Origin of the sequence: Caloramator proteoclasticus DSM 10124 (assembly GCF_900129265.1) — a bacterium.
Lineage (GTDB): Bacteria > Bacillota > Clostridia > Clostridiales > Caloramatoraceae > Thermobrachium > Thermobrachium proteoclasticum.
The window spans coordinates 59,552-85,553 of sequence record NZ_FQVG01000002.1; the positions used below are offsets into that span (position 1 = coordinate 59,552).

Annotated in this window: 27 protein-coding genes and 1 tRNA gene; 10 read left to right on the forward strand and 18 right to left on the reverse strand. The window is 26.9% G+C overall.

What is annotated here, in order from left to right; genetic code table 11:
- Window positions 1-146: 146 nt before the first annotated feature.
- The 7 genes from rny to BUB63_RS00965 all read left to right on the forward strand — a co-directional run bounded on the left by rny (window position 147) and on the right by BUB63_RS00965 (window position 7,427).
- Entirely contained in the window at window positions 147-1,688 is a 1,542-nt protein-coding gene (gene rny / locus BUB63_RS00935) for a ribonuclease Y (protein WP_073247671.1), read from the forward strand.
- A gap of 139 nt (window positions 1,689-1,827) precedes the next feature.
- The gene (locus BUB63_RS00940) at window positions 1,828-2,088 is read left to right on the forward strand and encodes a stage V sporulation protein S (protein WP_027307498.1); all 261 of its coding nucleotides are present in this window, start codon (window positions 1,828-1,830) and stop codon (window positions 2,086-2,088) included.
- A gap of 147 nt (window positions 2,089-2,235) precedes the next feature.
- Window positions 2,236-2,607: a PadR family transcriptional regulator gene (locus tag BUB63_RS00945; protein ID WP_027307499.1), complete on the forward strand. Its 372-nt coding sequence runs from the start codon at window positions 2,236-2,238 to the stop codon at window positions 2,605-2,607.
- A 16-nt stretch (window positions 2,608-2,623) separates the two neighbouring features.
- Entirely contained in the window at window positions 2,624-3,817 is a 1,194-nt protein-coding gene (locus tag BUB63_RS00950; RefSeq protein ID WP_073247631.1) for a pyridoxal phosphate-dependent aminotransferase, read from the forward strand.
- A 101-nt stretch (window positions 3,818-3,918) separates the two neighbouring features.
- Complete coding sequence (gene purB / locus BUB63_RS00955; protein ID WP_073247632.1) at window positions 3,919-5,358, forward strand: adenylosuccinate lyase; 1,440 nt, start codon at window positions 3,919-3,921, stop codon at window positions 5,356-5,358.
- Window positions 5,359-5,452: 94 nt separating this feature from the next.
- A complete protein-coding gene (proC, locus tag BUB63_RS00960) occupies window positions 5,453-6,241 on the forward strand; it encodes a pyrroline-5-carboxylate reductase (RefSeq protein ID WP_035165596.1) in 789 nt (262 codons plus the stop codon).
- Window positions 6,242-6,437: 196 nt separating this feature from the next.
- Complete coding sequence (locus tag BUB63_RS00965; RefSeq protein WP_073247633.1) at window positions 6,438-7,427, forward strand: tyrosine recombinase XerC; 990 nt, start codon at window positions 6,438-6,440, stop codon at window positions 7,425-7,427.
- Window positions 7,428-7,448: 21 nt separating this feature from the next.
- Here BUB63_RS00965 and BUB63_RS00970 read toward each other — a convergent pair whose 3' ends face one another.
- The gene (locus BUB63_RS00970; protein WP_035165623.1) at window positions 7,449-7,712 is read right to left on the reverse strand and encodes a hypothetical protein; all 264 of its coding nucleotides are present in this window, start codon (window positions 7,710-7,712) and stop codon (window positions 7,449-7,451) included.
- Between the two features lie 64 nt (window positions 7,713-7,776).
- Window positions 7,777-8,064: a cell division suppressor protein YneA gene (yneA, locus tag BUB63_RS00975; protein WP_035165598.1), complete on the reverse strand. Its 288-nt coding sequence runs from the start codon at window positions 8,062-8,064 to the stop codon at window positions 7,777-7,779.
- 143 nt (window positions 8,065-8,207) lie between these two features.
- On the opposite strand from yneA, the gene lexA reads away from it, so the two are divergent.
- Window positions 8,208-8,828 carry a transcriptional repressor LexA gene (gene lexA, locus BUB63_RS00980; RefSeq protein WP_027307504.1) on the forward strand — a complete coding sequence of 207 codons (621 nt, stop codon included), beginning with the start codon at window positions 8,208-8,210 and terminating at the stop codon, window positions 8,826-8,828.
- Window positions 8,829-8,846: 18 nt separating this feature from the next.
- Here the strand turns inward: lexA and BUB63_RS00985 are convergent, their stop codons facing one another.
- The 6 genes from BUB63_RS00985 to miaB all read right to left on the reverse strand — a co-directional run bounded on the left by BUB63_RS00985 (window position 8,847) and on the right by miaB (window position 17,382).
- Entirely contained in the window at window positions 8,847-10,115 is a 1,269-nt protein-coding gene (locus BUB63_RS00985) for a methionine gamma-lyase family protein (RefSeq protein WP_073247634.1), read from the reverse strand.
- Between the two features lie 125 nt (window positions 10,116-10,240).
- A complete protein-coding gene (gene hfq, locus BUB63_RS00990) occupies window positions 10,241-10,492 on the reverse strand; it encodes an RNA chaperone Hfq (protein ID WP_027307506.1) in 252 nt (83 codons plus the stop codon).
- 36 nt (window positions 10,493-10,528) lie between these two features.
- Complete coding sequence (gene miaA, locus BUB63_RS00995; RefSeq protein ID WP_073247635.1) at window positions 10,529-11,476, reverse strand: tRNA (adenosine(37)-N6)-dimethylallyltransferase MiaA; 948 nt, start codon at window positions 11,474-11,476, stop codon at window positions 10,529-10,531.
- 8 nt (window positions 11,477-11,484) lie between these two features.
- Window positions 11,485-13,374, reverse strand: a complete 1,890-nt coding sequence (mutL, locus tag BUB63_RS01000; protein WP_073247636.1) for a DNA mismatch repair endonuclease MutL — start codon at window positions 13,372-13,374, stop codon at window positions 11,485-11,487.
- A gap of 4 nt (window positions 13,375-13,378) precedes the next feature.
- A complete protein-coding gene (mutS, locus tag BUB63_RS01005; protein ID WP_073247637.1) occupies window positions 13,379-15,997 on the reverse strand; it encodes a DNA mismatch repair protein MutS in 2,619 nt (872 codons plus the stop codon).
- A 50-nt stretch (window positions 15,998-16,047) separates the two neighbouring features.
- On the reverse strand, window positions 16,048-17,382 hold the full coding sequence (gene miaB, locus BUB63_RS01010; protein ID WP_073247638.1) for a tRNA (N6-isopentenyl adenosine(37)-C2)-methylthiotransferase MiaB: 1,335 nt from the start codon (window positions 17,380-17,382) through the stop codon (window positions 16,048-16,050).
- Window positions 17,383-17,528: 146 nt separating this feature from the next.
- On the opposite strand from miaB, the gene BUB63_RS13535 reads away from it, so the two are divergent.
- Entirely contained in the window at window positions 17,529-17,684 is a 156-nt protein-coding gene (locus BUB63_RS13535; RefSeq protein ID WP_159431439.1) for a hypothetical protein, read from the forward strand.
- Between the two features lie 74 nt (window positions 17,685-17,758).
- Here BUB63_RS13535 and BUB63_RS01015 read toward each other — a convergent pair whose 3' ends face one another.
- From BUB63_RS01015 to BUB63_RS01025, 3 genes are all read right to left on the reverse strand, one after another.
- A complete protein-coding gene (locus BUB63_RS01015) occupies window positions 17,759-18,577 on the reverse strand; it encodes a GNAT family N-acetyltransferase (protein WP_073247639.1) in 819 nt (272 codons plus the stop codon).
- An 8-nt stretch (window positions 18,578-18,585) separates the two neighbouring features.
- Window positions 18,586-19,107: a helix-turn-helix domain-containing protein gene (locus BUB63_RS01020; protein WP_073247640.1), complete on the reverse strand. Its 522-nt coding sequence runs from the start codon at window positions 19,105-19,107 to the stop codon at window positions 18,586-18,588.
- 116 nt (window positions 19,108-19,223) lie between these two features.
- The gene (locus tag BUB63_RS01025; RefSeq protein ID WP_073247641.1) at window positions 19,224-20,267 is read right to left on the reverse strand and encodes a CotS family spore coat protein; all 1,044 of its coding nucleotides are present in this window, start codon (window positions 20,265-20,267) and stop codon (window positions 19,224-19,226) included.
- Between the two features lie 122 nt (window positions 20,268-20,389).
- Between BUB63_RS01025 and BUB63_RS01030 the strand changes: the two genes are divergently transcribed.
- Window positions 20,390-20,466 (forward strand) — tRNA-Ile (locus tag BUB63_RS01030).
- 146 nt (window positions 20,467-20,612) lie between these two features.
- Here the strand turns inward: BUB63_RS01030 and BUB63_RS01035 are convergent.
- From BUB63_RS01035 to BUB63_RS01065, 7 genes are all read right to left on the reverse strand, one after another.
- Window positions 20,613-21,791 (reverse strand): M20 metallopeptidase family protein, encoded by a 1,179-nt coding sequence (locus BUB63_RS01035; protein WP_084106393.1) that lies wholly within the window; start codon window positions 21,789-21,791, stop codon window positions 20,613-20,615.
- Window positions 21,784-22,689, reverse strand: coding sequence for a S66 peptidase family protein (locus BUB63_RS01040; RefSeq protein ID WP_027307515.1), 906 nt, complete (start codon window positions 22,687-22,689; stop codon window positions 21,784-21,786). Before BUB63_RS01040 ends, BUB63_RS01035 begins: the two co-directional genes overlap by 8 nt.
- Window positions 22,664-23,053 (reverse strand): tetratricopeptide repeat protein, encoded by a 390-nt coding sequence (locus BUB63_RS01045; protein WP_073247642.1) that lies wholly within the window; start codon window positions 23,051-23,053, stop codon window positions 22,664-22,666. The genes BUB63_RS01040 and BUB63_RS01045 overlap by 26 nt, the downstream gene beginning before the upstream one ends.
- Window positions 23,054-23,110: 57 nt before the next feature.
- Window positions 23,111-23,851 (reverse strand): flagellar hook-basal body protein, encoded by a 741-nt coding sequence (locus tag BUB63_RS01050; RefSeq protein ID WP_027307516.1) that lies wholly within the window; start codon window positions 23,849-23,851, stop codon window positions 23,111-23,113.
- A gap of 12 nt (window positions 23,852-23,863) precedes the next feature.
- Complete coding sequence (locus tag BUB63_RS01055; protein ID WP_073247643.1) at window positions 23,864-24,616, reverse strand: flagellar hook-basal body complex protein; 753 nt, start codon at window positions 24,614-24,616, stop codon at window positions 23,864-23,866.
- 201 nt (window positions 24,617-24,817) lie between these two features.
- On the reverse strand, window positions 24,818-25,255 hold the full coding sequence (locus tag BUB63_RS01060; RefSeq protein WP_073247644.1) for a DUF6115 domain-containing protein: 438 nt from the start codon (window positions 25,253-25,255) through the stop codon (window positions 24,818-24,820).
- 9 nt (window positions 25,256-25,264) lie between these two features.
- The gene (locus tag BUB63_RS01065; RefSeq protein ID WP_073247645.1) at window positions 25,265-25,996 is read right to left on the reverse strand and encodes a FliA/WhiG family RNA polymerase sigma factor; all 732 of its coding nucleotides are present in this window, start codon (window positions 25,994-25,996) and stop codon (window positions 25,265-25,267) included.
- Window positions 25,997-26,002: the final 6 nt, after the last annotated feature.

Here is a 26,002-nt window from a genome sequence, read left to right on the forward strand (position 1 = left end):
ATACAAATAATGGTTTAATTTTTCCTTAATTCTTGCTTCTATTTTAAATTAATTAAAGAGTCTCTTGTTGATTAAACCTTATTAATTAAAAAATAACTATTTGTTATACAATAAATATTGTTTGACTGTAGAGGGAGGTGTTGTGTATAGATACGCTTGTTTGGCTTTTATTAATTGGGGCTACAGGAGTGATAGCCTTCTTTTTAGGCTATTTTATTAGAAAGAATATATCAGAAAAAAAGATTCAATCAGCTGAGGAATTGGCTAAAAAAATTGTATCAGATGCAGAAAAAGAAGCAGAATCAAAGAAAAAAGAGGCTATGCTTGAAGCGAAAGAAGAAGTTCATAGGTTAAGAAATGAATTTGAAAAAGAAGTGAGAGAAAGAAGAAATGAAATTCAAAGGATGGAAAGAAGATTAATTTTAAGAGAGGAGACTCTCGATAAAAAGGTAGAAACTTTAGAAGCAAGAGAAGAAAGTTTAGTAAAAAAACAACAAGAAATTCAAGAATTACAAGAACAGATGAATGAAATTTATAAAAAACAAGTTCAGGAACTTGAGAGAATTGCTAATCTAACAACAGAAGAAGCTAAGGAAATAATTCTAAATAATGTTAGAGAAGAAGTTAAACATGATGCAGCAATGTTAATAAAGGAAATAGAAACAAAGGCAAAAGAAGAAGCTGATAAAAAGGCAAGAGAAATAATTGCTTGTGCAATACAACGATGTGCTGCAGATCACGTTGCTGAAACTACTGTTTCAGTTGTAAGTTTACCAAATGATGAAATGAAGGGTAGAATAATTGGAAGAGAAGGTAGAAATATTAGAACATTAGAAACATTAACAGGTATAGACTTGATAATTGACGATACGCCTGAAGCAGTAATATTATCAGGTTTTGACCCAATAAGAAGAGAAGTTGCAAGACTTGCATTAGAAAAACTTATAGCAGATGGTAGAATTCATCCTGCAAGAATTGAAGAGATGGTTGAAAAGGCTAAGAAAGAAGTTGAAAATGATATTCGTGAACAAGGCGAACAAGCTACTTTTGAAACAGGTGTACATGGTTTACATAGTGAATTAATTAGATTGCTTGGTAGACTGAAGTACAGAACAAGCTATGGACAAAATGTTTTAAAACATTCTATAGAGGTTTCTTATTTAGCTGGATTAATGGCTTCTGAACTTGGAGCTGATGTTGCATTAGCAAAGAGAGCTGGTCTATTACATGATATTGGTAAGGCCTTAGATCATGAAATAGAGGGACCACATGCATTGATTGGTGGAGATATATTAAAGAAATATAACGAATCTCCAGCAGTTATACATGCGGTATCCGCACATCATGGTGATTTAGAACCACAGACCATAGAGGCCATATTAGTTCAAGCTGCAGATGCAATTTCAGCAGCAAGACCTGGAGCAAGAAGAGAAACACTTGAGGCATATATAAAGAGATTAGAAAAATTAGAAGAAATAGCAGATTCCTTTGAAGGGGTAGAAAAATCCTATGCTATTCAAGCTGGTAGGGAAATTAGAATTATGGTTAAACCTGAACAAATATCCGATGCTGATGTAATACAGATAGCAAGAGATATTGTAAAGAGGATAGAAAGTGAATTGGAGTATCCAGGTCAAATAAAGGTTAACGTTATAAGAGAAATAAGAGCAATAGAATATGCAAAATAATAAGGATAGTTTTAAACTGTCCTTATTATTTTTTATTTGTAAATAGTAAAATAATTTGTAAATTTAAGAAGGATTTTTTAATTACGTGTAGAATATAGAATATTAGAAAAACAATATGCAACATTAAGGAGGTACTAAAATGGAAGTATTAAAGGTTTCAGCAAAATCAAATCCAAATTCTGTAGCAGGTGCTTTAGCAGGTGTTGTTAGGGAAAAGGGAATTGCTGAAATGCAGGCAATTGGTGCAGGAGCAATTAATCAAGCAATAAAGGCGGTTGCAATTGCAAGAGGATTTGTTGCACCAAGTGGAATTGATTTAATATGTATACCTGCATTTACTGATGTCAATATTGATGGAGAAGAAAGAACAGCAATAAAATTCATAATTCAACCAAGATAATATTTTTAGATGGAGAGTTTAGCTCTCCATTTTTATTTTGTACAAAAAATGAATGAAAAATTGCAAAATTTATAGACAACTTGCGATATTAATGTTATATTTATTATATAGAAAATAGGAATTGTATAATTAAAGAGGTGGAAATTAATGTCTAATGGTCAAGCAAGAAATAGACAGTTACCAAGTAAATTTAATACTACTACTATAGTTAAGTTATTTATCTTGCATTTTTTGAATAATAAAAATTGTTATGGCAATGAACTTATTGATTTAATAGAAAATAGTTTGAATTACATATGGAAGCCAAGTCCAGGGATGATATATCCATTACTTAGAGATATGGAAGAGAATCTATTAATTGAAGGATGGTGGGAGGAGCCTGACAAGAAAACAAAGAGAATTTATAGAATAACTGATAACGGTAAAAAACATTATGAGATTATAAAAAACATAAATAAGCCATTGATTGAAGAGTCAATGTATATTTTAAAATATACATTAAAGACTATATATGAGTGATTTTGGGAGGGATATTATGGAGTTATCAAAAAAAGCAAAACAAATTGCCCCATCTACAACTTTAGCAATTACAGCCAAAGCAAAAAAGATGAAGAGTGAAGGAATAAATGTTATTAGTTTTGGTGCAGGTGAACCAGATTTTGATACACCACAATATATTAAAGATGCAGCAATTGATGCAATTAATAATGGATTAACAAGATATACTCCAGCTTCAGGTATAATAGAATTAAAAGAAGCTATATGCAATAAACTAAGAAAAGAAAACGGATTAGAATATAGTGCTAATGAGATTGTGATTTCTAATGGAGCAAAACATTCAATATATAATGCACTTATGGCTATATGTAATCCTGGAGATGAAGTAATAATACCAGTACCGTATTGGGTAAGTTATCCTGAACTTGCAAAATTGGTTGATGCAATACCTGTTTTTATACATACAGACGAAAAAAATCAGTTTAAAATTAATATTGAAGAATTAAAAAATAAAATAACACCTAAAACTAAAGCAATTATTATAAATAGCCCAAGTAATCCTACTGGAACAGTTTATACAGAAGAAGAACTAAGCAAAATTGCAGAGATAGTAGTCGAAAATGATTTGATAGTTATATCTGATGAAATATATGAGAAGTTAATTTATGATGGATATAAACATATTAGTATTGCTTATTTAAATAAAGATATAAAAGAAAGAACTATAGTTATTAACGGTATGTCAAAGGCATATGCAATGACAGGATGGAGAATAGGTTATACTGCATCAAATAAGGAAATTGCTTCATTGATGGCTAATATACAAAGTCATGCTACTTCTAATCCAAATACAATAGCTCAGTATGCGAGTGTTGAGGCATTAAGGGGAAATCAAAAAGAAATTGAAATTATGAGAAAAGAATTTGAAAAGAGAAGAAATTTTATGGTTGATAGAATAAACAAAATTTCTGGTTTAACTTGTGTGAATCCATTAGGTGCCTTTTATGTGATGGTTAATATAACGAATTTAAAGGGAAAAATGTTTAATGGTAAAAGTATATTAACATCTTTAGACTTTGCAAATGTATTATTAGAAGAAGAAAAGGTTGCAGTAATTCCTGGTGATGCCTTTGGTGATGATAATTATATCAGATTATCATTTGCAACATCGTTAGAACAAATTAAAGAGGGATTGGATAGGATTGATAGTTTTATTCAAAAAATAAAGTAGGAGAAATACTCCTACTTTTTATATTTTATTAATTATGTTATAATAGAAATACGAAATAAAATATCAATATAAATGATAACATTCGTAAGGAGGCGTAAATTATGGATGAAAGACAGTTATATATTAGTCCTTTAACAAAAAGATATGCAAGTAAAGAAATGTCTTATTTATTTTCAGATGAAAAGAAGTTTAAGACTTGGAGAAAATTATGGGTTGTATTGGCTGAAGCTGAAAAGGAGCTTGGACTTTCAATTACTCAAGAACAGATAGATGAATTAAAGGCAAATATTGATAATTTAAATTATGAGGTGGCTGAACAGAAGGAAAGAGAAAATAGACATGATGTTATGTCTCATGTATATGCTTATGGGGAGCAATGTCCAAAGGCAAAACCAATAATTCATTTAGGTGCAACAAGTTGTTATGTTGGCGATAACACAGATGTTATAATAATGAAGGAAGCATTGGAGTTTATAAAAAAGAAATTAATTGCCTGTATTAAAAATTTAAAAGAGTTTGCTTTACAATATAAGGGATTACCTACATTGTCATACACTCATTTACAACCAGCACAGCTTTCTACTGTAGGTAAAAGGGCTTGCTTATGGTTACAGGACTTGGTTATGGATTTAGAACAAATAGAGTATTGTATAGAAAATCTTAAACTTTTAGGGGTTAAAGGTACTACTGGAACACAGGCAAGTTTTTTAAAGTTGTTTAATGGTGATCATAACAAAGTAAAACAACTTGATGAAATAGTATGTAAAAAATTGGGTTTTGATAAAAAATATTTTAAGGTAACAGGACAAACTTATCCGAGAAAACAGGATGTTTTTGTTTTAAATGTCTTATCAAGCATAGCACAAAGTGCCTATAAATTTAGTAATGATATACGTATACTTCAAAGTTTTAAAGAGATAGAGGAACCTTTTGAAAAAAATCAAATAGGATCTTCGGCAATGCCATATAAAAGAAATCCAATGAGGTCAGAAAGAATATCAGCATTGGCAAGGTATGTGATAGTTAATTCAACAAATGCTGATATAACAGCATCAACGCAATGGTTTGAAAGAACGTTAGATGATTCAGCAAATAGAAGATTAGTATTAGCAGAATCCTTCTTAGCTGTAGATGGAATATTAAACTTGTATATAAATGTTACTTCTAATTTGGTTGTTAATGAAAAAATAATATTAAAAAGAGTAAGGGAAGAATTGCCGTTTATGGCAACAGAAAATATTTTGATGGAATGTGTTAAAAAAGGAGGAGACAGACAAGAATTGCATGAGAGGATAAGAGTGCATTCTATGGATGCTTCTAAAAATATAAAGACTTATGGTGGAGAGAATGATTTATTAGAGAGGATTATAAATGACCCTGTTTTTAATTTAGATAAAGATGATTTAGACGATATAATGAACGAAAATAACTATATTGGACGTTCTAAAGAACAGGTAGATGAATTTATTTGTGAAGTAGTTGAACCAATAATAAAAAAATATGAAAATATAGAAAAAATAGAGGCGGAAATAACTGTTTAAGCGACTAATAAAGTCGCTTATTTTTATTTCTTTTAATTTGAATTGCTTTTTATTATAATTAAAATAAGAAAGTTTATATATACGGAGGTGTAAAATGATAGGATTTATAGGTTTTGGTAATATGGCGACTGCTATAACTAAAGGTTTGATTAATAAAGATGCAGACATTAATAATAAAATCTACATTTATGATGTAGATAAAACTAAATTGCAAAATGCATACAAAACGTTTAAGGTTAATATATGTGCAGATTATAGTGATTTGTTTAAAAAATGTAAATACATATTTTTGGCCGTTAAACCAAATGTTTATAAAGATATTTATAAAATAATAAAAGAAAATTATTCTGACAATACAATTTTAATTTCAATGGCAGCAGGCGTAACCATTGATGAAATTAATAAAAATACTAATTGTAATAAAATTGTTAGGATAATGCCTAATGTTGTAGCACTTATTAATGAGGGTGTTACTGCAGCAACATTTTTAAACATATGTGAAGATGAAAGAAAAGAAATTATAAATATTTTAAATGCGATTGGTAAGGTTGTAGAAATGGATGAAAAAGATATAAATAAATACTCGGTTTTGTGCGGAAGTGGTCCTGCGTTTGTGGCTGAATTTATTGAAGCTTTAGTTGATGCAGGAGTTTATATTGGTGTTCCTTACAAGGAAGCTTTAAATGCAATTTGTGATACTATCATTGGTACTACAAAAATGTTACAAAATAACGGAATAAATACTTGCGATTTAAAATATATGGTTTGTTCTCCGGGAGGCACTACTATTGAAGGTATTAGAACATTGCAAAATGAAGGTTTTAAATCTGCTGTAATTGAAGCTGTTATAAATACATATAACAAAAATTGCAATTTAAGGTGATGTTATGATTAGAATAATATTATTTATATTATTTATTTTATTTTATTTATGGATTCAAAAGGAATTTATATTAACATTAGGAAAAAAGAATAAGTCTAAAAACAAATAGTTGCTTATTAATAATAAAATCTAAATTACAATTTCGCTAAATTGATATTTAGCGAAATTATAATAATGTTTTTTGAGGGGGGTTGAAATGAATATTTGGTCAATTTATGATAAAGAATGCCCAATTATTTTGAATGATTTTCTGGCATATTTGATTAATGTTAAGGCAAAATCCTATAATACTGTTTTAGGATATAAAGTAGATTTAAAATTGTTCTTAAAGTATATAAAGTATATTAAAAATATACCAAATAACACTGAAATAACAGTTGATGAAGTTATTATTAATGATATAGATGTTGAATTCATAAAAAGCATAACATTATATGACATATACTCTTTTATTAATTACATAACTTTAGAGAGACAAAATAGCAGCTATGCAAGGGCCAGAAAAACAGCAGCTATTAGAGCTTTTTTTAATTATCTTGAGACCAAGGTTAAATTAATAAGTGAAAATCCTGCAAAGGAGCTTGAAAGCCCTAAGATATCAAAAAGACATCCTGTTTATTTGACTTTAGAACAAAGTAAAAAGTTAATAAACGTTATTGATGGTAAACATAAAGAGAGAGATTATGCAATGATAATGCTATTTTTAAATTGTGGATTAAGATTATCAGAATTGGTTGGAATTGATATTGATAAGATAAAGGGCGATATATTAACTGTTATAGGTAAAGGTAATAAAGAAAGAACAGTTTATCTTAATCAAGCTTGTATAGAAGCTATAAACAGATATTTAGCAGTAAGACCCGTTGATGCTAAAGATGAAAAAGCTTTGTTTTTAAGTGAGAGAAAAACAAGAATAAATAAAAGAACAGTAGAAATTATTGTTAAAAAATATATCGAAAAGGCTGGTTTAGGAAATGAAAAATATACTCCACATAAATTAAGACATACTGCTGCAACCTTAATGTATAAGTATGGTAATGTTGATATAAGGGCACTACAGCAAATATTAGGTCACGAAAGCGTTTCAACAACACAAATATACACACATATAGACGATGAAAAATTAAGGATGGCTGTTAATGCAAATCCTTTGTCAAATATTACGGTTGAAAAAAAGGAAGAGTAAAATTACTCTTCCTTTTCTACTCTATTCTATTTCATCTATGTATATACTGTCTTTTAAAATAGAATAATCATCTTCTTGTTCCAATATTTCTTCATCGTAGATATAATCGTCATAATCCTCTTCTTCAATTATTCCATCAATATGTATCTCCTTGTAATCGTATTTGTTAACATCAAGACACTGCATACAATTATCACAAATTTTATTTGGTGCTAAATCACATATATTACATTCATTGCAGTTTATACATTGTTTACTTTTTTCAATAATACATTTTTTTAGCATAATTGATTAACTCCTTTTTTATAAAAAATATAAAATCTAATTTTATATTTTTATATATAATTATCTATTTGTCAATAGGAACTTTTAATGTTTGCCCAGGGAAAATAATACAATCGTTTAAATTATTAATTTTTCTTATTTCATAAACTGTTTTTCTTACATCTTTATCTTTTGGTGTATATTTAATTGAAATATTCCATATTGTATCGCCTTTTTTAACTACAACTTCTTCGTATGAGATAGTTTTGTTTTGTGTTTTGTTTTTATAATAACTTGAAACCTTTGAAATGGATATTGAAATTATTAAAAGGAATAATAATAAAGATATCGATGTTTTTAAATGTTTTTTCATAAACAACACCCTCCAAACATATGTTCTACATAAATTTTAATACAAACATATGTTCGTTGTCAATATTATCGAACATCAGTTTGAAACTTTTTTGGTTTAATGATATAATAAGATAAAGACAAAATTTAAGGGGTGTAGAATAAATGCTAATTAATGGTTTAAGTGATAAACAGCAAAAGATATTAGAATTTATAAAGCAGGAAATTGCAACAAGAGGATATCCCCCTTCTGTTAGAGAAATTGGCTTAGCAGTTGGATTAAGATCAACTTCTACTGTACATGCACATCTTGAAAAACTTGAAAAAAAAGGACTTATAAGACGTGATCCTACAAAACCAAGAGCTATTGAGATTCTAAATGAAAATCTACTTGAAGATAATAGTGATATAATGAAGGTACCTATAGTTGGTAGTGTATCGGCTGGAAATCCTATATTAGCCTTCGAAGAAGTTGAAGATTATTTTCCATTACCATTAAATTATTTTAATAAAAATACAGAGGTTTTTTTATTAAAAATTGAAGGGGAAAGTATGATTAATGCGGGTATATTAGATGGCGATTATGTTATAGTAGAAAGACAGCCGGTTGCAAAAAATGGAGATATTGTTGTTGCACTAATTGAAGATTCTGCTACTGTTAAAAGATTTTTTAAAGAGGATGGTTATATTAGATTGCAGCCTGAAAATTCACATATGGAGCCAATAATAGTTGATAATTGTACTATTCTTGGTAAGGTAATAGGTGTTTTTAGAAGATATAAATAGGCCAACAAATTTGTTGGCCTATTTATATATATTTGATAATGCCTTCATAACTCCTATTTTTGAGTGTTCGTAAGTTAGTCCACCTTGAACATAAGCAATGTATGGTGGTCTTATAGGTGCATCTGCACTTAATTCAATAGATGAACCTTGTATAAACGCTCCAGCAGCCATTATAACTGGATCTGAATATCCCGGCATATCCCAGGGTTCACATTCTACAAATGAATCAACAGGGGATCCCTTTTGAATACCTTTGCAAAAATTTATTAATAAATTAGCATCATTAAATTTAATAGCCTGAATTATATCGCTTCTTTTTTCGTTATATTTAGGAGAAACTTCATATCCGGCTAATTCCATTAACTTAGAACAAAAAATTGCACCTTTTAAAGCTTCTATTGTTATATGTGGTGCTAAAAATAATCCCTGTAATATTTGTCTAATAACACCAAATGTAGAACCACAGTCTCTTCCAAGGCCTGGTGCAGTTAATCTATAAGAAACTAATTCAATTAAATCTTTTCTTCCTACAATATAACCTCCAGTAGGTGCAATTCCTCCACCTATATTCTTAATTAATGAACCGGCAACCAAATCAGCTCCAACATCAGTTGGTTCTTTTAAATCTAAAAACTCGCCATAACAATTGTCTACAAATATAATAATATTTGTATTGACTTTCTTTATTTCTTTTATAGCAAATTCAATATCAGTAATAGTTAGGGCTGGCCTCCATCCATATCCAGTGGAACGCTGCATTGAAATTACTTTTATTGTTTTATCTTTTTTTATTTCTTCTATAACCTTATTTATATCAATTTTGAAATCTTTATTTAAATCAATTTGTTTATAGTTTATGCCATATTCTCTTAAAGAGCCCATACCACTTCCCTTCAAACCTATCACTTTTAATAACGTATCATATGGTGTTCCTGTAATGGACATTAAAGTATCACCAGGTCTTAATACGGCTTGTAGTGCTGCAGCAATTGCATGCGTTCCTGAAACTATATGAGGTCTTACAATTGCATCTTCAGCATTAAAAATATCAGCGTAAATTTTATCTACTATATCTCTTCCTATATCACCGTATCCATAACCTGTACTAAAGGTGAAATGAGAATCGCTTAATTTTTCTTTTTGCATTGCATTTAATACTTTAAGTTGATTGTATTCTTTTATTTTATCTAATTCCTTAAAAATTGGAGAAATTATCTCCTCAGCCTTTGTTGATAATTCAAGAACTTCCTTTTTTATTCCATTTAATATGTATAGTTCTTCAAGCATTATATTATCCTCCCTCCTTTAAACATAGATATTCTATCATTAATTTACTAAAAACTCAAATAATCAACATAATAAATATTATGTAAACAATAATCTAAATAAATAACAAAGCCTTTTAAGCTTTGTTATTTATTTAGATTGCTATTTAATTCATCTTGATTATACAATATAGGTTTAGCTGGTGTTACTGTTGTAACAGAATGTTTATATACTAATATTTGCTTTCCTTCTGATTCTAATATTATTGTAAAGCTATCAAATCCTCTTACTAAACCCTTTAATTGAAAACCATTAACTAAATGAATTGATACTGGAATTTTCCCCTTTCTTGCATTGTTTAAAAATACATCTTGTAGATTATTAACACTTTTTGCCATACTATCATCCTCCAATATAATTTTAATTAATATATTCTATAAGAATTTTAATTTTCCTTCTATATATCCTAACATATTTGAGAGTATTTCGTCGAGTTGCTTGTTGTATACATCTATCCAATATATGCGAGTATCTTTTCTAAACCACGTCAATTGTCGTTTAGCATATCTTCTTGAATTTTGTTTTATAATATTTTTAACATCTTCTAATGAAATCTTACCGTCTAAATAATCAAAAACTTCTTTGTACCCTATTGCCTGCATTGATTGTAAATCTCTTGAATAACCAAGGCTTAGAAGTAACTTAACTTCTTCTATTAATCCCTTATCGAACATTATATCTACTCTTTTATTTATTCTATCATATAATACATCTCTTGGCATATCAAGACAAAAATAAGCAAAATCATAGTCAGGTTCATTTTGTTTTGTTGTACTTTGATAATCTGATATTCTTTTGCCTGTGTTTTTAAATACTTCTAATGCTCTAATTACTCTTTTTACATTATTAGGGTGTATATTGTTTGCTGCATCAGGGTCTATACTTTTAAGCATATCGTGTAAATATTTTGGACCATATTCTTTTGATATATTTTCAAGATATTCTCTATACTCTTTATCCGGTGCACTATCACTGAAATTTAAACTATATGTTAGGGAATTTATATATAAACCAGTACCACCGACAACTATAGGTATTTTACCCTTTGAATATATTTGTTCGATGGCGTTATCTGCATATTGTTTAAAAAGGGCAACACTAAATTCTTCATCAGGGTATATTATATCAATAAGGTGATGTTTTATACCCTGCATTTCTTCTTTAGTTGGTTTTGCTGTTCCAATATCCATATATTTATATATCTGCATTGAATCTGCGGATATAATTTCTCCATTTATTTTTTTTGCTAATTCTATCCCAAGGTTTGTTTTGCCTGACGCAGTAGGACCAGCTATAATTATTATTTTTTTCTTTTCTTTCATAATATCACCTACATTATTCTTTTAAACTTCTTTTCTAAGTCTATATATTCGAATTTTATCATTGTTGGCCTTCCATGTGGGCAAGTAAATGGGTTTTGGCATTTACTAAGTTCTTTAATTAGATTTAATATTTCTTGATAATTTAATTTATCTCCTGCTTTAATTGCGTTTTTACAAGCCATAGTATATATAATTTTTTCTATTGCATTTGTATTTAACTCTATTCCATTATTAATATTTAAAAGTATTTCTTCTATAAGTTGCTTATAATTTTTAATTTTTATATTATTAGGAACTGTTCTTAAGGATATTGTAGTTCCACCAAAATCTTCGAAGTCAAATCCTAATCTATTTAATAATGATGTATTATCGAATATTTTTTCTTTATCACTCGGTGAAAATTCAAGTATAATAGGTGATAATAGTATTTGTTTATTTAAATTACCACAATTATATTCATTTAAATACTTTTCAAATAGAATTCTTTCATGTGCTGCATGCTGATCAATTAAATAAAAACCTTCAGATGCTTCTGCGATAATGTAAGTAAAATGCAATTGCCCAACAACAGTTAACAATGGGAAGGATGTATTAGTTTTTATAGAATGCTGATGATTATTATCTACATCTATTTTGGTGTCAGTTTTTATGTTAGTTGAAATAACACTTTGTTTTTCATCTATATTAGACTCTTCTTTTGATGAATCTAATTCATCTATATCAAAATTAATCTTTTTGAACTTATCTATTTTTTCTATATTAAAAGATGTCTGGACATTATAATTATTATCAATATTTTCTCTAAATATACTATTTTTTTCATTTAAGCTATTTTTATAATTATTATCTAATGAAAACTGAAATTTACTATTTAATATATTATCTTCAATTTTATAGGAAGGAATAAAGTCTTTTTTTAGCAGGGATTCCTTTATACAAGAGTATACTTCTTTAAATATTTTTTGCTCATCAGAAAACTTTATTTCTGCTTTAGTAGGATGAACATTAACATCAATAAGTTCCGGATTAATAAAGATATTAAGAACAAATAAAGGAAATTTATTTATTGATAACATAGACTTGTAGGCATTCTCAACTGCAGCGGTAATGGTCTTATTTCTAACGTGTCTTCCATTTACGAATATAGACTGATAGTTTCTATTACTTTTTTCAAGTTTACTATTACCTATAAAACCTTTTAAAGTTATTGTTTCTTTAGTTGAATTAACTTCAATTAAATTATCAAATACATTTTTACCCCAAATTATATAAATAACATTTTTTAAGCTTCCATCCCCAGTTGTAATAAATACGTTTTTTTTATTGGCTATATATTTAAAAGATATTTGAGGATGAGATAAAGCCAAATTTTGCATTATTTCTGTTATATATGCTTGTTCTCTGGATGGAGATTTTAAAAATTTTAATCGTGCTGGAACATTATAAAAAATATCTTTTATTGTAATTGTTGTACCATCAGTGCTGCCACAATATTCCTTCAATACAATTTTACCGTTTTCTAAGTAAGCCTTTATACCAAAATCAGATATATTTGTTTTAGTAATTAATTCTACTTTAGATACAGCTGCAATACTTGCAAGAGCTTCTCCTCTAAAACCAAGAGAAGTTATTTTAAATAAATCGTGTTCATCTTTAATTTTACTTGTAGCATGCCTCATAAATGCTTTTTCTATATCGTCTTCTTTTATTCCTTTACCGTTATCAGATACACGAATGAGGGATATACCGCCATTTTCTATCTCTACAATTATTTCAGAAGCTCCAGCATCTATAGAATTTTCGATTAACTCTTTAACGATAGATGCAGGTCTTTCAATTACTTCTCCAGCAGCAATTTTATTAATTAAATCATTGCTTAATATATTTATATCACCCATTTAATCAGCTCCTAATTTTTTTTACTCTATTAACTAAATCGTAAATATAATTAAATGCTTGCATAGGAGTCATATTTAATATATCTAATTCTTTGATTTCGTTTATAATTTCATTTTCTTTATAATTAAATAGCGTTAACTCCACTTTTTCTGCCGCAATTTCTTTTTCATTTTCTTTTATTTTATTATTATAATTAAGCTTATCATTTAAAATATTTTTTGAAATGTGAATTTCCTTAGAATTTTCTAATTCTGATAATATTTCCTTAGCTTTTTGGATTACTTCATCAGGTAGGCCTGCAAGTTTGGCAACTTCTATTCCATAACTTTGATCTACTTTACCGCGTTTGATTTTGTGTAGAAATATAACCTTATTATCAAATTCTTTAACTTCAATTGAATAGTTTTTAATACAACTATATTTATCTTCAAGTTCAGTTAATTCGTGGTAGTGGGTTGCAAAAAGAGTTTTTGCTTTAATTTTATTTGCAATATATTCAACAACAGACCAAGCAATGCTTAATCCATCAAATGTACTAGTTCCTCTACCCACTTCATCTAAAATTAGCAAACTATTTGAGGTTGCATTTTTCAAAATATATGATACTTCACTCATTTCTACCATAAATGTACTTTTACCAGAAGATATATCATCAGAAGCTCCAATACGAGTAAATATCTTATCTACAATTGGTAAATTTGCACTTTTAGCTGGAACATAACAACCTATCTGTGCCATGAGGCTTATAATAGCTACTTGTCTCATAAAAGTAGATTTACCTGCCATATTAGGTCCAGTGATTATTAAAATCATATTATTACTTTTATCAATAAAACAATCATTTGGTACAAAAGGTTCATTTATCATTTTTTCTATAACGGGATGCCTTGCTTCCTTTAAAGATATAATACCATCATTATTTAGAGATGGTTTGGTATAATTGTTTTCTATTGAAACTTTTGCGAAGGATTGAATAGTATCTAATATAGCCAATTGTTTAGCAACTTTTTGAATTCTACTTGATTGATTAGAAATTTTGTTTCTAATATCTACAAAAAGTTCATATTCTAATTTAAGGAGGTTATCCTCAGCGTTTAAAATTGTATTTTCTATTTCTTTTAACTCTGGAGTAATAAACCTTTCTGCGTTTGCTAAAGTTTGTTTTCTTATATATCTATCTTCTGGTATATTAGATAGATTTGCCTTAGTTACCTCTATATAATATCCAAAAACTTTATTATATCCTACCTTTAATGATTTTATTCCAGTCGCTTCTTTTTCTTTTTGCTCCAAACTTGCTATCCAATTTTTACCTTCTGTTGATGCTAATCTATATTTATCAACTTCTTGATTATAACCTTTTTTAATTATATTGCCTTCTTTTATACTAATTGGTGGGTTATCATCTATTGATATATCAATTAAGTTATAGATATCTTCTAATATATCAAAATCAGTATATATACCTTTAAGTAAGTTTGACTTAAAACTTTGAAGAGTTATTTTAATATTAGGTAATTCAGATATTGAATTTTTTAAAGAAACAAGATCGCGTGCGTTGGCAGAACCATAAACTATTTTTGAAACAAGTCGTTCTATATCATATATCTTTTTTAAGGATTCTCTTAAATTATCTAAATGGTATATATTATTAATTAGTTCTTCAACGGCATCAATTCTATTTTTTATTTCTGTGATGTCAGTAAGTGGTGCTTCAATCCATCTTCTTAAATTTCGAGCTCCCATTGAAGTTTGAGTTTTATCTAATATCCAAAATAGTGATCCTTTTTTAGTTTTATTAATAATTGTTTCAGTTAGCTCAAGATTTCTTCGAGTGCTGCTATCTAATAACATATAATTATTTATTTGATATTTTATAATGTCATTTATATTACCTAACATCGACTTTTGAGTATTTTTTAGATATTCAAATAGTGTTAAACTACTGCCTAACTCTAATTCATTTAAAATACTTATTTTTTCACCAAAATGGTTTTTAAATTCTGTGAAATTTTGGCTTTCATCAACTAATTCTATCAGTGAATTAAATTTTTCTTTTATAGAATTTATTAAGATATCATTATTTTTTACATCTATTATTAATATTTCTGATGGCTTATATTTAAATAACTCATCAATAATTATATAGATATTATTATTTTCCATAGAAGTAACTAAAAAATCACCTGTTGAAACATCACATATAGATATGCTAAAACCTGTATTAATCCTTTTAATACAGGATATATAGTTATTTTTATCATCCTCTAACAAATTTCCTTCAAGTAAAGTTCCAGGAGTAACTATTTTTACGATTTCTCTTCTAACAATGCCCTTTGCTTCATTAGGATCTTCTACTTGTTCACATATTGCCACTTTATATCCTTTTTCTATTAGTTTTGATATATAGGTTTCAGCAGAATGATAGGGAACACCACACATTGGTGCTCTTTCTTCTAATCCACAATCACGACCTGTCAAAGTAAGTTCTAATTCCTGAGATACAATTTTTGCATCTTCAAAAAACATTTCATAAAAATCACCTAAACGAAAAAATAATATGCAATCTTGGCAGGATTGTTTTATTTCTAAGTATTGTTGCATCATTGGAGTTAATCCCAAAATACATACCTCCTTAAAAAAATGGCATATAGCCATAGACTAATATGCCGTTATCTTATTAATTCAACGAATTCACCTATCAAAATAAAATTCCTTGGTTCAGTGATTTTAACGTTAACAAGCTTACCAATTAAGTTTTTATCATTAGAATCAAAGTGAACTAACTTTCCTGTTCTTGTTCTTCCAGTAAGTTTAGATTCATCAGTTTTGCTTACTTCTTCTACTAATACTTCAACTATTTTATCTTTATACGAAGCATTTTTTTCTTCGATTATTTTATTTACTACTTCAATTAACCTATTAAATCTATCATGTTTTATATCTTCAGGTATTTGATCATCATATTCTGCAGCAGGTGTACCTTTTCTAATAGAGTATATAAATGTAAAGGCTGAATCGTATTGAACTTTTTTGACTAAGTCAAGTGTTTCTTGAAAATCTTCTTCTGTTTCACCAGGGAAACCAACTATTATATCGGTAGTTATAGCTACATTAGGTATATGTTTTTTTATTGAATTAACCAATTCTAAATATTGTTCTTTTGTATATTTTCTATTCATTTTATTTAATATTCTTGTACTACCAGATTGTACAGGTAAATGTATATGTTCGCAAAGTTTATCACATTCTTTAATTGCAAGTATTACATCTTCTGTTAAATCCTTAGGATGAGATGTAGTAAAACGTACTCTTTCTATTCCATCTATTTCGTTTACCATTCTTAATAATTTTGCAAAACTCATATTATCAAGATCTTTTCCATATGAATTAACATTTTGTCCAAGTAAAGTTATTTCTTTATATCCCTTAGATGCTAAATCCTTTATTTCATTAATAATGGCTTCAGGTTTTCTACTTCTTTCTCTTCCTCTCGTATAAGGAACTATACAATAAGTACAAAAATTGTTGCATCCGTGCATTATTGTTACAAAGGCCTTTATATCGCTTTTCCTTTCAACTGGTATACCTTCTATTATTTCTCCTTCTTGATCCCATACTTCTATGATATTTGTATTTCCTTGCTTAACATTATTGATTAATTCAGGTAGTCTATGTATATTGTGAGTTCCAAATATAATGTCAACATATGGGTATTTCTTTTTAATTTCATCTGGTACACCCTTTTGTTGCATCATACAACCACCTATACATATTATTAAGTCTGGATTTTTAGACTTTAAAGCTTTTAAATGACCTATATTACCGTATACTTTAAGCTCAGCATTTTCTCTTACTGCACACGTATTAAAAATAATTATATCTGCATCCTCACGATTTTCGGCTTCAATATATCCAATTTCTTTAAGCATACCAGCTATTTTTTCGGAATCTTCTTCATTCATTTGGCAGCCCCAAGTTTCTATAAGATATTTTTTATTATTCATATGTATCAACCTTCCTTATTAGATATTGATATTTTGCAAATATATATTATACTACAAAATTCGATAAAAAAACATATAAACATAAATAAATTTATTTAAAATAAATTGAATAAAATATTGGAATAATAATAAAGAGAGGTGATAGTATGTATAATGCCAAAGATAGGGATAATGAGGCTTTAAAAGGGAAGGTTTCTTATACTTTAGAAGACAGGAAATATTTTAAACACGAAACTATACATAATGATGGTGTTGGGTTCTATGCAAATGTTCATAACAAAATACAAAAAAATTTTAAGTAATTTTTGATTTGTATTACGAAATAATCATATATGGATAGTGAACACTAAAAAGCATATAGAGATTTGTAATCACCCTATATGCTTTTTAGTGTTATTGTATTATAAATTTCATAAAATCCTATTTTTTTATATAAATTTATTGCTGGAATATTATAATTATCCACATTTAATCGTAATATCTTAATTTCGTTTTTTTTCTTAATATCATTCAAAATATAATTTAGAAATATATTACCATAACCTTTACCTCTATATTCATCTATTATTCCAAAGTTAACTAAATAGTAGAAGCGTTTATCTTTTATGATTTGTCCATATCCAATTGGTATATTATTATCAAATAAAACATAACAATAATCTTTTAAGAAATATCTACTATTTAGTTCTTTATATATATAATTTTTATCAATTGGTCTTCTTTTTTTATCATTCGAATTAAAAATTGAATTTTGTATGTCAATTCTTAAATCTATATTTTTACTTATATCAATAGTTGAGATTTTTATATCGTTGGGGATACAGATGGAGTTAAAGTTTAAAAAATTATTTAATTCTAATTCCATTGTTTTAAAGTTTTTTTGCATAATGTATTTATTAGAATTATCTAATTTAATGTTGCTATTTATATATTTTATCTCAAAATTTAATTTTTTATTATTATAATGATTAATTAAGATATTTATTATTTCATTAATAGAGACTGATGAATCTTTAATGAAAATGTAAACTCTACTGTTTTTATTAATACCTCTTATTCCTTCATCCATAACAAAATACGAAGTATTGAAAAATAAATTTGCTATAGATAGCTCAAATATATTCTTAAAATTATAAAAGTTTATAAATTCATTATTAGCTAACAATCTAAATAAATTAAATGATCTTATTACCATTTTGTCACCTATTTTCTAAATAATTTGCTTAATATTCCTTTTTTTGTTTGTTTTTCGTATTTTAATTTTTCTTTAAGTTCTATGATTTCATAACACTTTTGCTTTAATTCCATTTTCAATTTCATATTCTCACTGATCAATATGTCGCGTTCTTTACTAAATACATTTTTATCAATTTCTTCTAACTTTTGATTAATAGCATTTAATTTTTCTTCTATTAATTTTATTTTATCTTGATCATTTTCATCAATATCATTATCATTAAAAGCAACTACTGCATCAAGGGAAGTTATAGCAGTTTCTTGGTTCATAAGTATTTTTTTTATTTGTCCATTAGTCAGTCCTTTTTCTTGTAAATTTTTTATTTGTAATAATATATTCAAATCATTTGGAGAAAATATTCTTCTACCCTTAGTATCCCTTTGAATATTTAATTCGAATTCTTTTTCATAATAACGTATAACTGAGTCTTTATACCCAGTTAATTGACATACCTCTTTAAATGTATAATAGTTCTTTTTTTCTTCCATAATACCACCTCTATTATTTTATTCTTCACTGTTTATTTATTTCCTTTTAAGTATTTATACAAAAATTATTTCAATTTGCGACAACAAAAAAATATCCAAATAGACATTTAATCTATTTAGATATTTTTATTGATATAATACTTATCAAACTCATTAATGAAATTTAATATGGACAAATTATTAGTAATTATTTTTTTTAATCTTCTTATATAATAAGATTCTTCAAGATTTTTTTTCTTATCATACTTTTTATTTCCTAATTTCCAGAACTTATGAGGGTAAATGATTATTGATAGTAATAACTTATAATCAATATTATTACCATAGCATTTACAATACTTATCAATTAATAATTTTGCTTTGTCAAATTGCCAATTATAAGACTTTCTGAACATCATTCTTTGAATAAATTTACCTAAATCATATTCAACTGTTTCATATATTATTTTATCAAAATCAATAAGATATAAAGTATTATCTGACTTTATAATATTTTGATAATAAAAGCTGTTATGACATATAACTTTGTTTTTAATTGCATTTTTATTTAAATTACGATAGTTTGAATTAAGTAGATATATTAAAGATTTTTCTGCCAGTGCCATTTGAGTATCGAATGTTTCAATATATAGTATATCAAAATAAGACATAATTTTTTTACTCATAATTAAGTTTTTATATCTTATAATATCATCCTTCTTTTTAATATACTCTTTAATTAATTTGGCTTCTTCATATGGTAATTGTTTAGAATTAAATCCTAATGCTTTCCTATGAAATTCACATAATAGTTCAATTGAATTTAATGCATTTTCTATTTCATCTATTTTACATTCATTTCCTTCAATCCAATTAGTCAAATAATAATATTTATGTTTATTGACATTAAAATAAAATTGGTTTTGATTATCTTTAATTAATAAAGGACAATTTAAAAATCCCTTCTCTTTTAAATACAATAAAAAAGATGAAAGCCACTTAAATCTACTAAAGTTATGATTTACTTCTTTCAAGCAAAAAATATTGTTCCTATCTGATATTAATTTATAAACAGACCTTTTCTTTTCAAGTTCTTTAATTTCAATACCATATTTGTTTTTTATAGTATTGATTATTTTATTTAAATCTATAGTTTTTAAATCCATAGTCTTCAAATCCATAAATACCCCTTTTTGTTTAGTTATATATTAAATTATATTCATTTGACAAACAATTTTATAATAAAATATTTAAAAAATGCTTGACATTATAATATGAATTTTTTATAATTAAAATAGATTTTGGGCCTTTAGCTCAGCTGGCTAGAGCAACCGGCTCATAACCGGTCGGTCCGGGGTTCGAGTCCCTGAAGGCCCACCATAGGAGAGCAGTAAGCTCTCTTTTTTTATTTGCACTAATATACTATATAGTCAAAGTGAAATAAAATAATCGTCATAGAGTATTAATTATAAAAGCTACTATTTATGTAAATTACTGTGATTCACTTATTAAAAGAGCTCTAAAATTTAGAGCTCTATTGTTTCATTCATAATAAATTTTTGAACTATAGAACATTGTATTCCACATCCGATCCATAAACATTCTTCATCTATATCAAAATAACTTCCGTGAGCTGGATGAACTATACCTTTATTTATATTTCTACATCCTAATTTATAATAAATTCCAGGTATTTTTTCTGTATAGTACGCAAAATCCTCTACCCCCATACTTGGACAATCTAATTTTTTTATAGTAAAGTAATTTGAGTTTTCTTTTTGTATTTTATTTAGAGTTTCAATAAGATTATTATCATTACTAAAGGATGGATAACCTTCTATTATATTTATTTCTATATTACATCTAAAAGTTTCTGCTGTTAAATTAACTATTGATGTAAATCTATCTAATATTTGCTTTCTTGTATTATTTCCTAAGGTTCTTATAATTCCCTCTATAATTACTTCTTCTGCTATTGCATTAGGTGCTGTTCCACCATTTATTTTACCAATGGTAATTACCGCACTTTCAAAAGCAGAAATTTCCCTTGATATAATTATTTGTAGATTGTCAATTATTTTTGAAGCAGCAACTATTGGATCAATTCCATCTTCAGGATGTGCACCATGAGCCCCTTTACCCTTAATAGTTATTTTAAAAGGATTTGATGCAGCACTCACAATTCCGCTGTTTATACCTATAATTCCAGTATCTAATGTTTCTTCTACGTGTAGAGCACTTATAAAGGATACATTGTCTATAGCACCATAATCAATCATATCCTTTGCTCCACCATCAGTCTCTTCAGCTGGCTGGAAAATAAATCTTACTTTACCATTTAATAAATGCTCATATTTTTTTAATAGAATACAAGTTCCTAATTGTATTGATGTATGTGCATCGTGTCCACAAGCATGCATTAAACCTTTATTTTTAGATTTATATGGAACATTTTTTTTGTCTTCTATTGTTAAAGCATCCATATCAGCCCTTAAGGCTATAATCTTTTCTCCTTTGCCAACTTCAGCCACAATACCACAATTTTCATAACGTTTATAGCTTATATTGTAATTACTTAATATACTTTCAATAAAATCAGCTGTATTTTTTAAGTCCCTATCTATTTCAGGATGCATATGTAAATATCTTCTATACTCTATTAGTTTATCTTGAATTTTTTTTGATTCTGCAAAAAAATTAATCAATGAAAACCTCTCCTTTATTTATTATTAATTTATTGTCAATAATTTTAGCAGTAATATTTAAGGGAAGCAACTTATTTGTATAGTCATGTCCACTTTGTAAACCAAAATATATTGGCTTGGTGGTAAGTTCCTTTATATATTCATAAATATATTCAAAAGAAAAACTCCTATTTTTATCTTCAGGATTGCAATTTGTAAAGCTTCCTAAGATAATTCCTTCCACCTCATTTAAAATATTTGAATGATATAATTGGTTTAAAAATCTATCTATTTTATATGGCTCTTCGTTAATTTCTTCAATAAATAATATGGAGTTTTTAAATTTATATTGATATTGTGTACCAATCAAGGAACAAAGAACACACAGATTTCCACCAACTATTTTTCCTTCAATATTACCTTCTCTTATAGGAGTTAGGGCATAGTTTAATTTATCAATTCTTCCCTCTAAAAATTCAAATAATAGGTTGTAGTTATCATTATTTTTAAAAATATCATAACTAAACATTGGTCCATGAAAAGTAGGAAAATCTAAATGAGAAAAAGATGCGTGAAGTGATGTTATATCGCTATAACCTACAAAAATTTTTTTGTTATTTTTTATAACATTGTAATTAATTTTATCTAAAAGCCTGATGGTTCCGTAACCACCGCGAATACAAAATATTGCTTTTACTTCTTTATCTTTAAATGCATCTATCAGGTCTTCTACTCTTTTATTATCTTCTCCAGCAAGATAGCCGTATTTAGAATTAATATTTTTACCCAATTTAACACTATATCCAAATTCATTTATTATTTGGATTGATTTTTTTATTAATTCATCATTAAATATTGCACCAGCGGGTGCTATAAGTGAAACTTTATCCCCTTTATTTAGCTTTTTTATTAAACTCATTTTCCCCTCCATATATTATTAAATTAAATAAATTTTTTTCTATATTATTTAATTTATCACTATTTATTGCTGATACTCCCTCTTTTATAATTCTATAACAAGATTTATAATCCTTTTTTTTATAGTAACAATAAGCTAAATTTATATAAGTATTTTCATAATATTTATTTAAATATAATGATTTTTTTAGAAATTGAATAGCATCAGTGAATTTATTTAATTCTATGTAGCATACACCAATATTGTAATTTATCAGATAATTGTTTTGATGTTCTAAAACCTTTAAAAATAAATTTAAAGCCTTTTTATAATTTTTTTGTTCGTATAGATTAATAGCTTCTAAATACAAATTATATGAATTCATATCAAAACCCCTTTAAAGCTTTTTTTAAAATTATATACTTTAAAGGGGTTTTTTATACTATTTAGATCTTAAATTGTTTGTCATTTGCCACATTTCTTCAGAAGTTTTTAGTGCTCTTGAATTTAGTTCAAATGCTCTTTGAGTGACTAAAAGGTCTGTTAATTCTTTTGAAATATCTACGTTAGATTTTTCAATATAACCTTGTTTAATCGAAGAATTTATAGGTTTTGGATTAATACCTTTAAATAGGCTATTTCCTATAGGATATAGATTATCTTCACTATCAAAATCGTAAATATCTATTTTGCCTATTATATTTTCGTTGTATAAAATATCGCCATTTTCTTTAACAGATATTTTGTCATAGTCTATATTATCTTTTGTGTTTAATGATATATCTAATTTGTTACCATCAGAATCAACTAAATTATTATTAGCATCTATATAAAAATTCCCTTTTCTTGTATATAATTCATTACCTTTACTGTCTATTAATCTAAAGTATCCTCTTCCTTCAATAGCAAAATCTAAATTTCTGTCTGATTTTTCAATAATTCCTTGAGAATCATCTCTAATAAATCCGCTTATTCGAGAACCACTTCCAACAAACTTTTCTTTTTCATTTTCAGTTACCGGTACACCTAATCTATTAACATTTTCAACTAATATATCTGAAAAATTAACATCGACACGCTTATAGCCATTTGTATTTATATTTGCAATATTATTTGATATAGCATCTATTCTTGTTTGATTAGAATATAGACCAGATGTACTGTTCCAAATTGATCTTAGCATTTGATCACCTCATTATCTATTTACATTGCCAACTTCATTAACTGTTTTTCCAAGTGTATCGTCGATGGATTGTATTACTTTTTGATTTGATTCATAGTTTCTCATAACTGATATCAATTCTGTTATCATTTCAATAGTATCAATGTTAGCTTTTTCAATTTTGTTTTGATGTATAATAGAATTATTATCAATCTCTACATTTGTAGAAGAATACATATTTTCATTTTCTTTTTTCATATCGCCCTTCACAATGTATAGTCTATAATTACCACTAGTAGTATAGATCTGATTATTGTTAAATTTAAAATTATTGCTATCAATTTTTATAAAAACTTTTTGATTATTTTCATCAAGCCCCAAAACTCTCTTATTGTCAGTAGTAGTCAAATAACCATCTTTGTCAATTTTAAATCTACCATTTCGTGTATAATATTCCTTATTATTATCTAAAACTGTAAAAAAACCATCTCCTTCAATTGCAAAGTCAAGGTTTCTACCTGTTTCTTCTAAAATTCCTTGAGAAAAATCTGTTTTTGTTTCATCAAGTCCAATGCCCATAGGCATTGTGCCAAGAATTTGTTTAAAATTTGTATTGCCAACTTTTTTATCGTAATTTTGTAAAAGCACCTCGTTAAAGGATTTAAAGCAAATTTTATCGTTCTTAAAACCAGGATTATTTATATTTGCAATATTGTTACTTAAGTTTTCCTGTTGTATTTGTCTTAAAATTAATCCGCTTGAAGCAATATAAAGTCCTCTTATCATTTTCCATCCCCTACTTTTTTTCAAAATATGATTTAATTTCATCTGGATATAACATACCTAAGTCTCTTGCCATTTTTTCAATCTTGTATTTTGGTATATTGTTATATGAATATGTTAACATAAGAAGAGTTGCTATTACAATACCAATTCCCAGACCAAGAACAAAATCTTTACTTTTGAAATAAGTTTTTATTATATTTATTATTTGTTTAATCCTAATCTTAATAAAACTTCCCCCTTTCCTATTCTAAGGGTTGAGGATATTTCTTCAATAGACAATCCTTTATTATATAATTCCTTTATTTTATCATTTAAGTTTTCACTTTTATCTTCAAAATTTTGATAGGTATCATTAATTCCTATTTTTTCTTTGTTATTTAAAGAACTTAAAATGTTATTATAATTGCTTTGTATATCTTCTATTTTTAAATTTAGAGCAAAAATAGACTCATTTATATAGTTTATATTTTCTTTAAGTTCATCGATATCTTTTTTATATAAATCTAATTCACTTTTTGTATAATAATTTTTAAATACATTTTTATTATTTTGAATATTTTTTGAATAGTGTGCTTTAATGCCTAATCTGTATGAATAATAGATTAAAGAAGCACCTAATATAATTAATACTAAAGGCATAGTTCCTCCTTAGTCTAAATAACTTAACTTTTTCATATTTTCTCTTAATCTTATTATGGCTCTGCTATGCAATTGTGATACTCTTGATTCAGTGATTTCTAAAATTTTTCCTATTTCCTTTAGAGTTAATTTTTCATAATAATATAATTGCAGAACAAGCTTGTCCTTTTCAGGTAGCATATTAAGTGCCTTTTTTAAAGTAGTTAACATTTCTTCTTCTTCAAATATTTTATCAGGCTGAGGACTATTTTCATTTTCTATCATATTTTTAAATTGTATATCTTCATCATCAGATTTATAAAATATATCTTCTAATGATATAACAGATAAATAGTTAATATAGGATTCAGTAGTTCTAATATCATTTACAGATACACCAATATAGTCGGCTAATTCTTTTTCCGTAGGTTCTCTGTTTAATTTTGATTCTAAATTTTCTCTTGCTAAATTAAGCTGAGTTAATTTAGAAAAAGCACTTTTAGGCATCCAACTAATTTTTCTTAATTCATCGATAATAGCACCTTTAATTCTTAAGGTAGCATAGGTTTCAAATTTTATTCCTTTTGTTGGATCGAACTTTTCAATTGCGTCTATCAAGCCTATAATACCATAACTTACTAAATCATCGAATTCAATTCCAGGGGGAATACCTATAAGAAGCCTTGATGCTATATATTTAACATAGGGAATATATTTTAAAATCATTTCTTCTCTTTCATCAAACTGCTTATAACACTTCAATAAAAT

Bases quoted from the DNA above. Each gene is read 5' to 3' on its own strand.
- BUB63_RS00940 (WP_027307498.1), top strand. From the start codon at position 1,828: ATGGAAGTATTAAAGGTTTCAGCAAAATCAAATCCAAATTCTGTAGCA.
- BUB63_RS00945 (WP_027307499.1), top strand. From the start codon at position 2,236: ATGTCTAATGGTCAAGCAAGAAATAGACAGTTACCAAGTAAATTTAAT.
- BUB63_RS00950 (WP_073247631.1), top strand. From the start codon at position 2,624: ATGGAGTTATCAAAAAAAGCAAAACAAATTGCCCCATCTACAACTTTA.
- purB (WP_073247632.1), top strand. From the start codon at position 3,919: ATGGATGAAAGACAGTTATATATTAGTCCTTTAACAAAAAGATATGCA.
- proC (WP_035165596.1), top strand. From the start codon at position 5,453: ATGATAGGATTTATAGGTTTTGGTAATATGGCGACTGCTATAACTAAA.
- BUB63_RS00965 (WP_073247633.1), top strand. From the start codon at position 6,438: ATGAATATTTGGTCAATTTATGATAAAGAATGCCCAATTATTTTGAAT.
- BUB63_RS00970 (WP_035165623.1), bottom strand. From the start codon at position 7,712: ATGCTAAAAAAATGTATTATTGAAAAAAGTAAACAATGTATAAACTGC.
- yneA (WP_035165598.1), bottom strand. From the start codon at position 8,064: ATGAAAAAACATTTAAAAACATCGATATCTTTATTATTATTCCTTTTA.
- lexA (WP_027307504.1), top strand. From the start codon at position 8,208: ATGCTAATTAATGGTTTAAGTGATAAACAGCAAAAGATATTAGAATTT.
- BUB63_RS00985 (WP_073247634.1), bottom strand. From the start codon at position 10,115: ATGCTTGAAGAACTATACATATTAAATGGAATAAAAAAGGAAGTTCTT.
- hfq (WP_027307506.1), bottom strand. From the start codon at position 10,492: ATGGCAAAAAGTGTTAATAATCTACAAGATGTATTTTTAAACAATGCA.
- miaA (WP_073247635.1), bottom strand. From the start codon at position 11,476: ATGAAAGAAAAGAAAAAAATAATAATTATAGCTGGTCCTACTGCGTCA.
- mutL (WP_073247636.1), bottom strand. From the start codon at position 13,374: ATGGGTGATATAAATATATTAAGCAATGATTTAATTAATAAAATTGCT.
- miaB (WP_073247638.1), bottom strand. From the start codon at position 17,382: ATGAATAATAAAAAATATCTTATAGAAACTTGGGGCTGCCAAATGAAT.
- BUB63_RS13535 (WP_159431439.1), top strand. From the start codon at position 17,529: ATGTATAATGCCAAAGATAGGGATAATGAGGCTTTAAAAGGGAAGGTT.
- BUB63_RS01015 (WP_073247639.1), bottom strand. From the start codon at position 18,577: ATGGTAATAAGATCATTTAATTTATTTAGATTGTTAGCTAATAATGAA.
- BUB63_RS01020 (WP_073247640.1), bottom strand. From the start codon at position 19,107: ATGGAAGAAAAAAAGAACTATTATACATTTAAAGAGGTATGTCAATTA.
- BUB63_RS01025 (WP_073247641.1), bottom strand. From the start codon at position 20,267: ATGGATTTGAAGACTATGGATTTAAAAACTATAGATTTAAATAAAATA.
- BUB63_RS01040 (WP_027307515.1), bottom strand. From the start codon at position 22,689: ATGAGTTTAATAAAAAAGCTAAATAAAGGGGATAAAGTTTCACTTATA.
- BUB63_RS01045 (WP_073247642.1), bottom strand. From the start codon at position 23,053: ATGAATTCATATAATTTGTATTTAGAAGCTATTAATCTATACGAACAA.
- BUB63_RS01050 (WP_027307516.1), bottom strand. From the start codon at position 23,851: ATGCTAAGATCAATTTGGAACAGTACATCTGGTCTATATTCTAATCAA.
- BUB63_RS01055 (WP_073247643.1), bottom strand. From the start codon at position 24,616: ATGATAAGAGGACTTTATATTGCTTCAAGCGGATTAATTTTAAGACAA.
- BUB63_RS01060 (WP_073247644.1), bottom strand. From the start codon at position 25,255: ATGCCTTTAGTATTAATTATATTAGGTGCTTCTTTAATCTATTATTCA.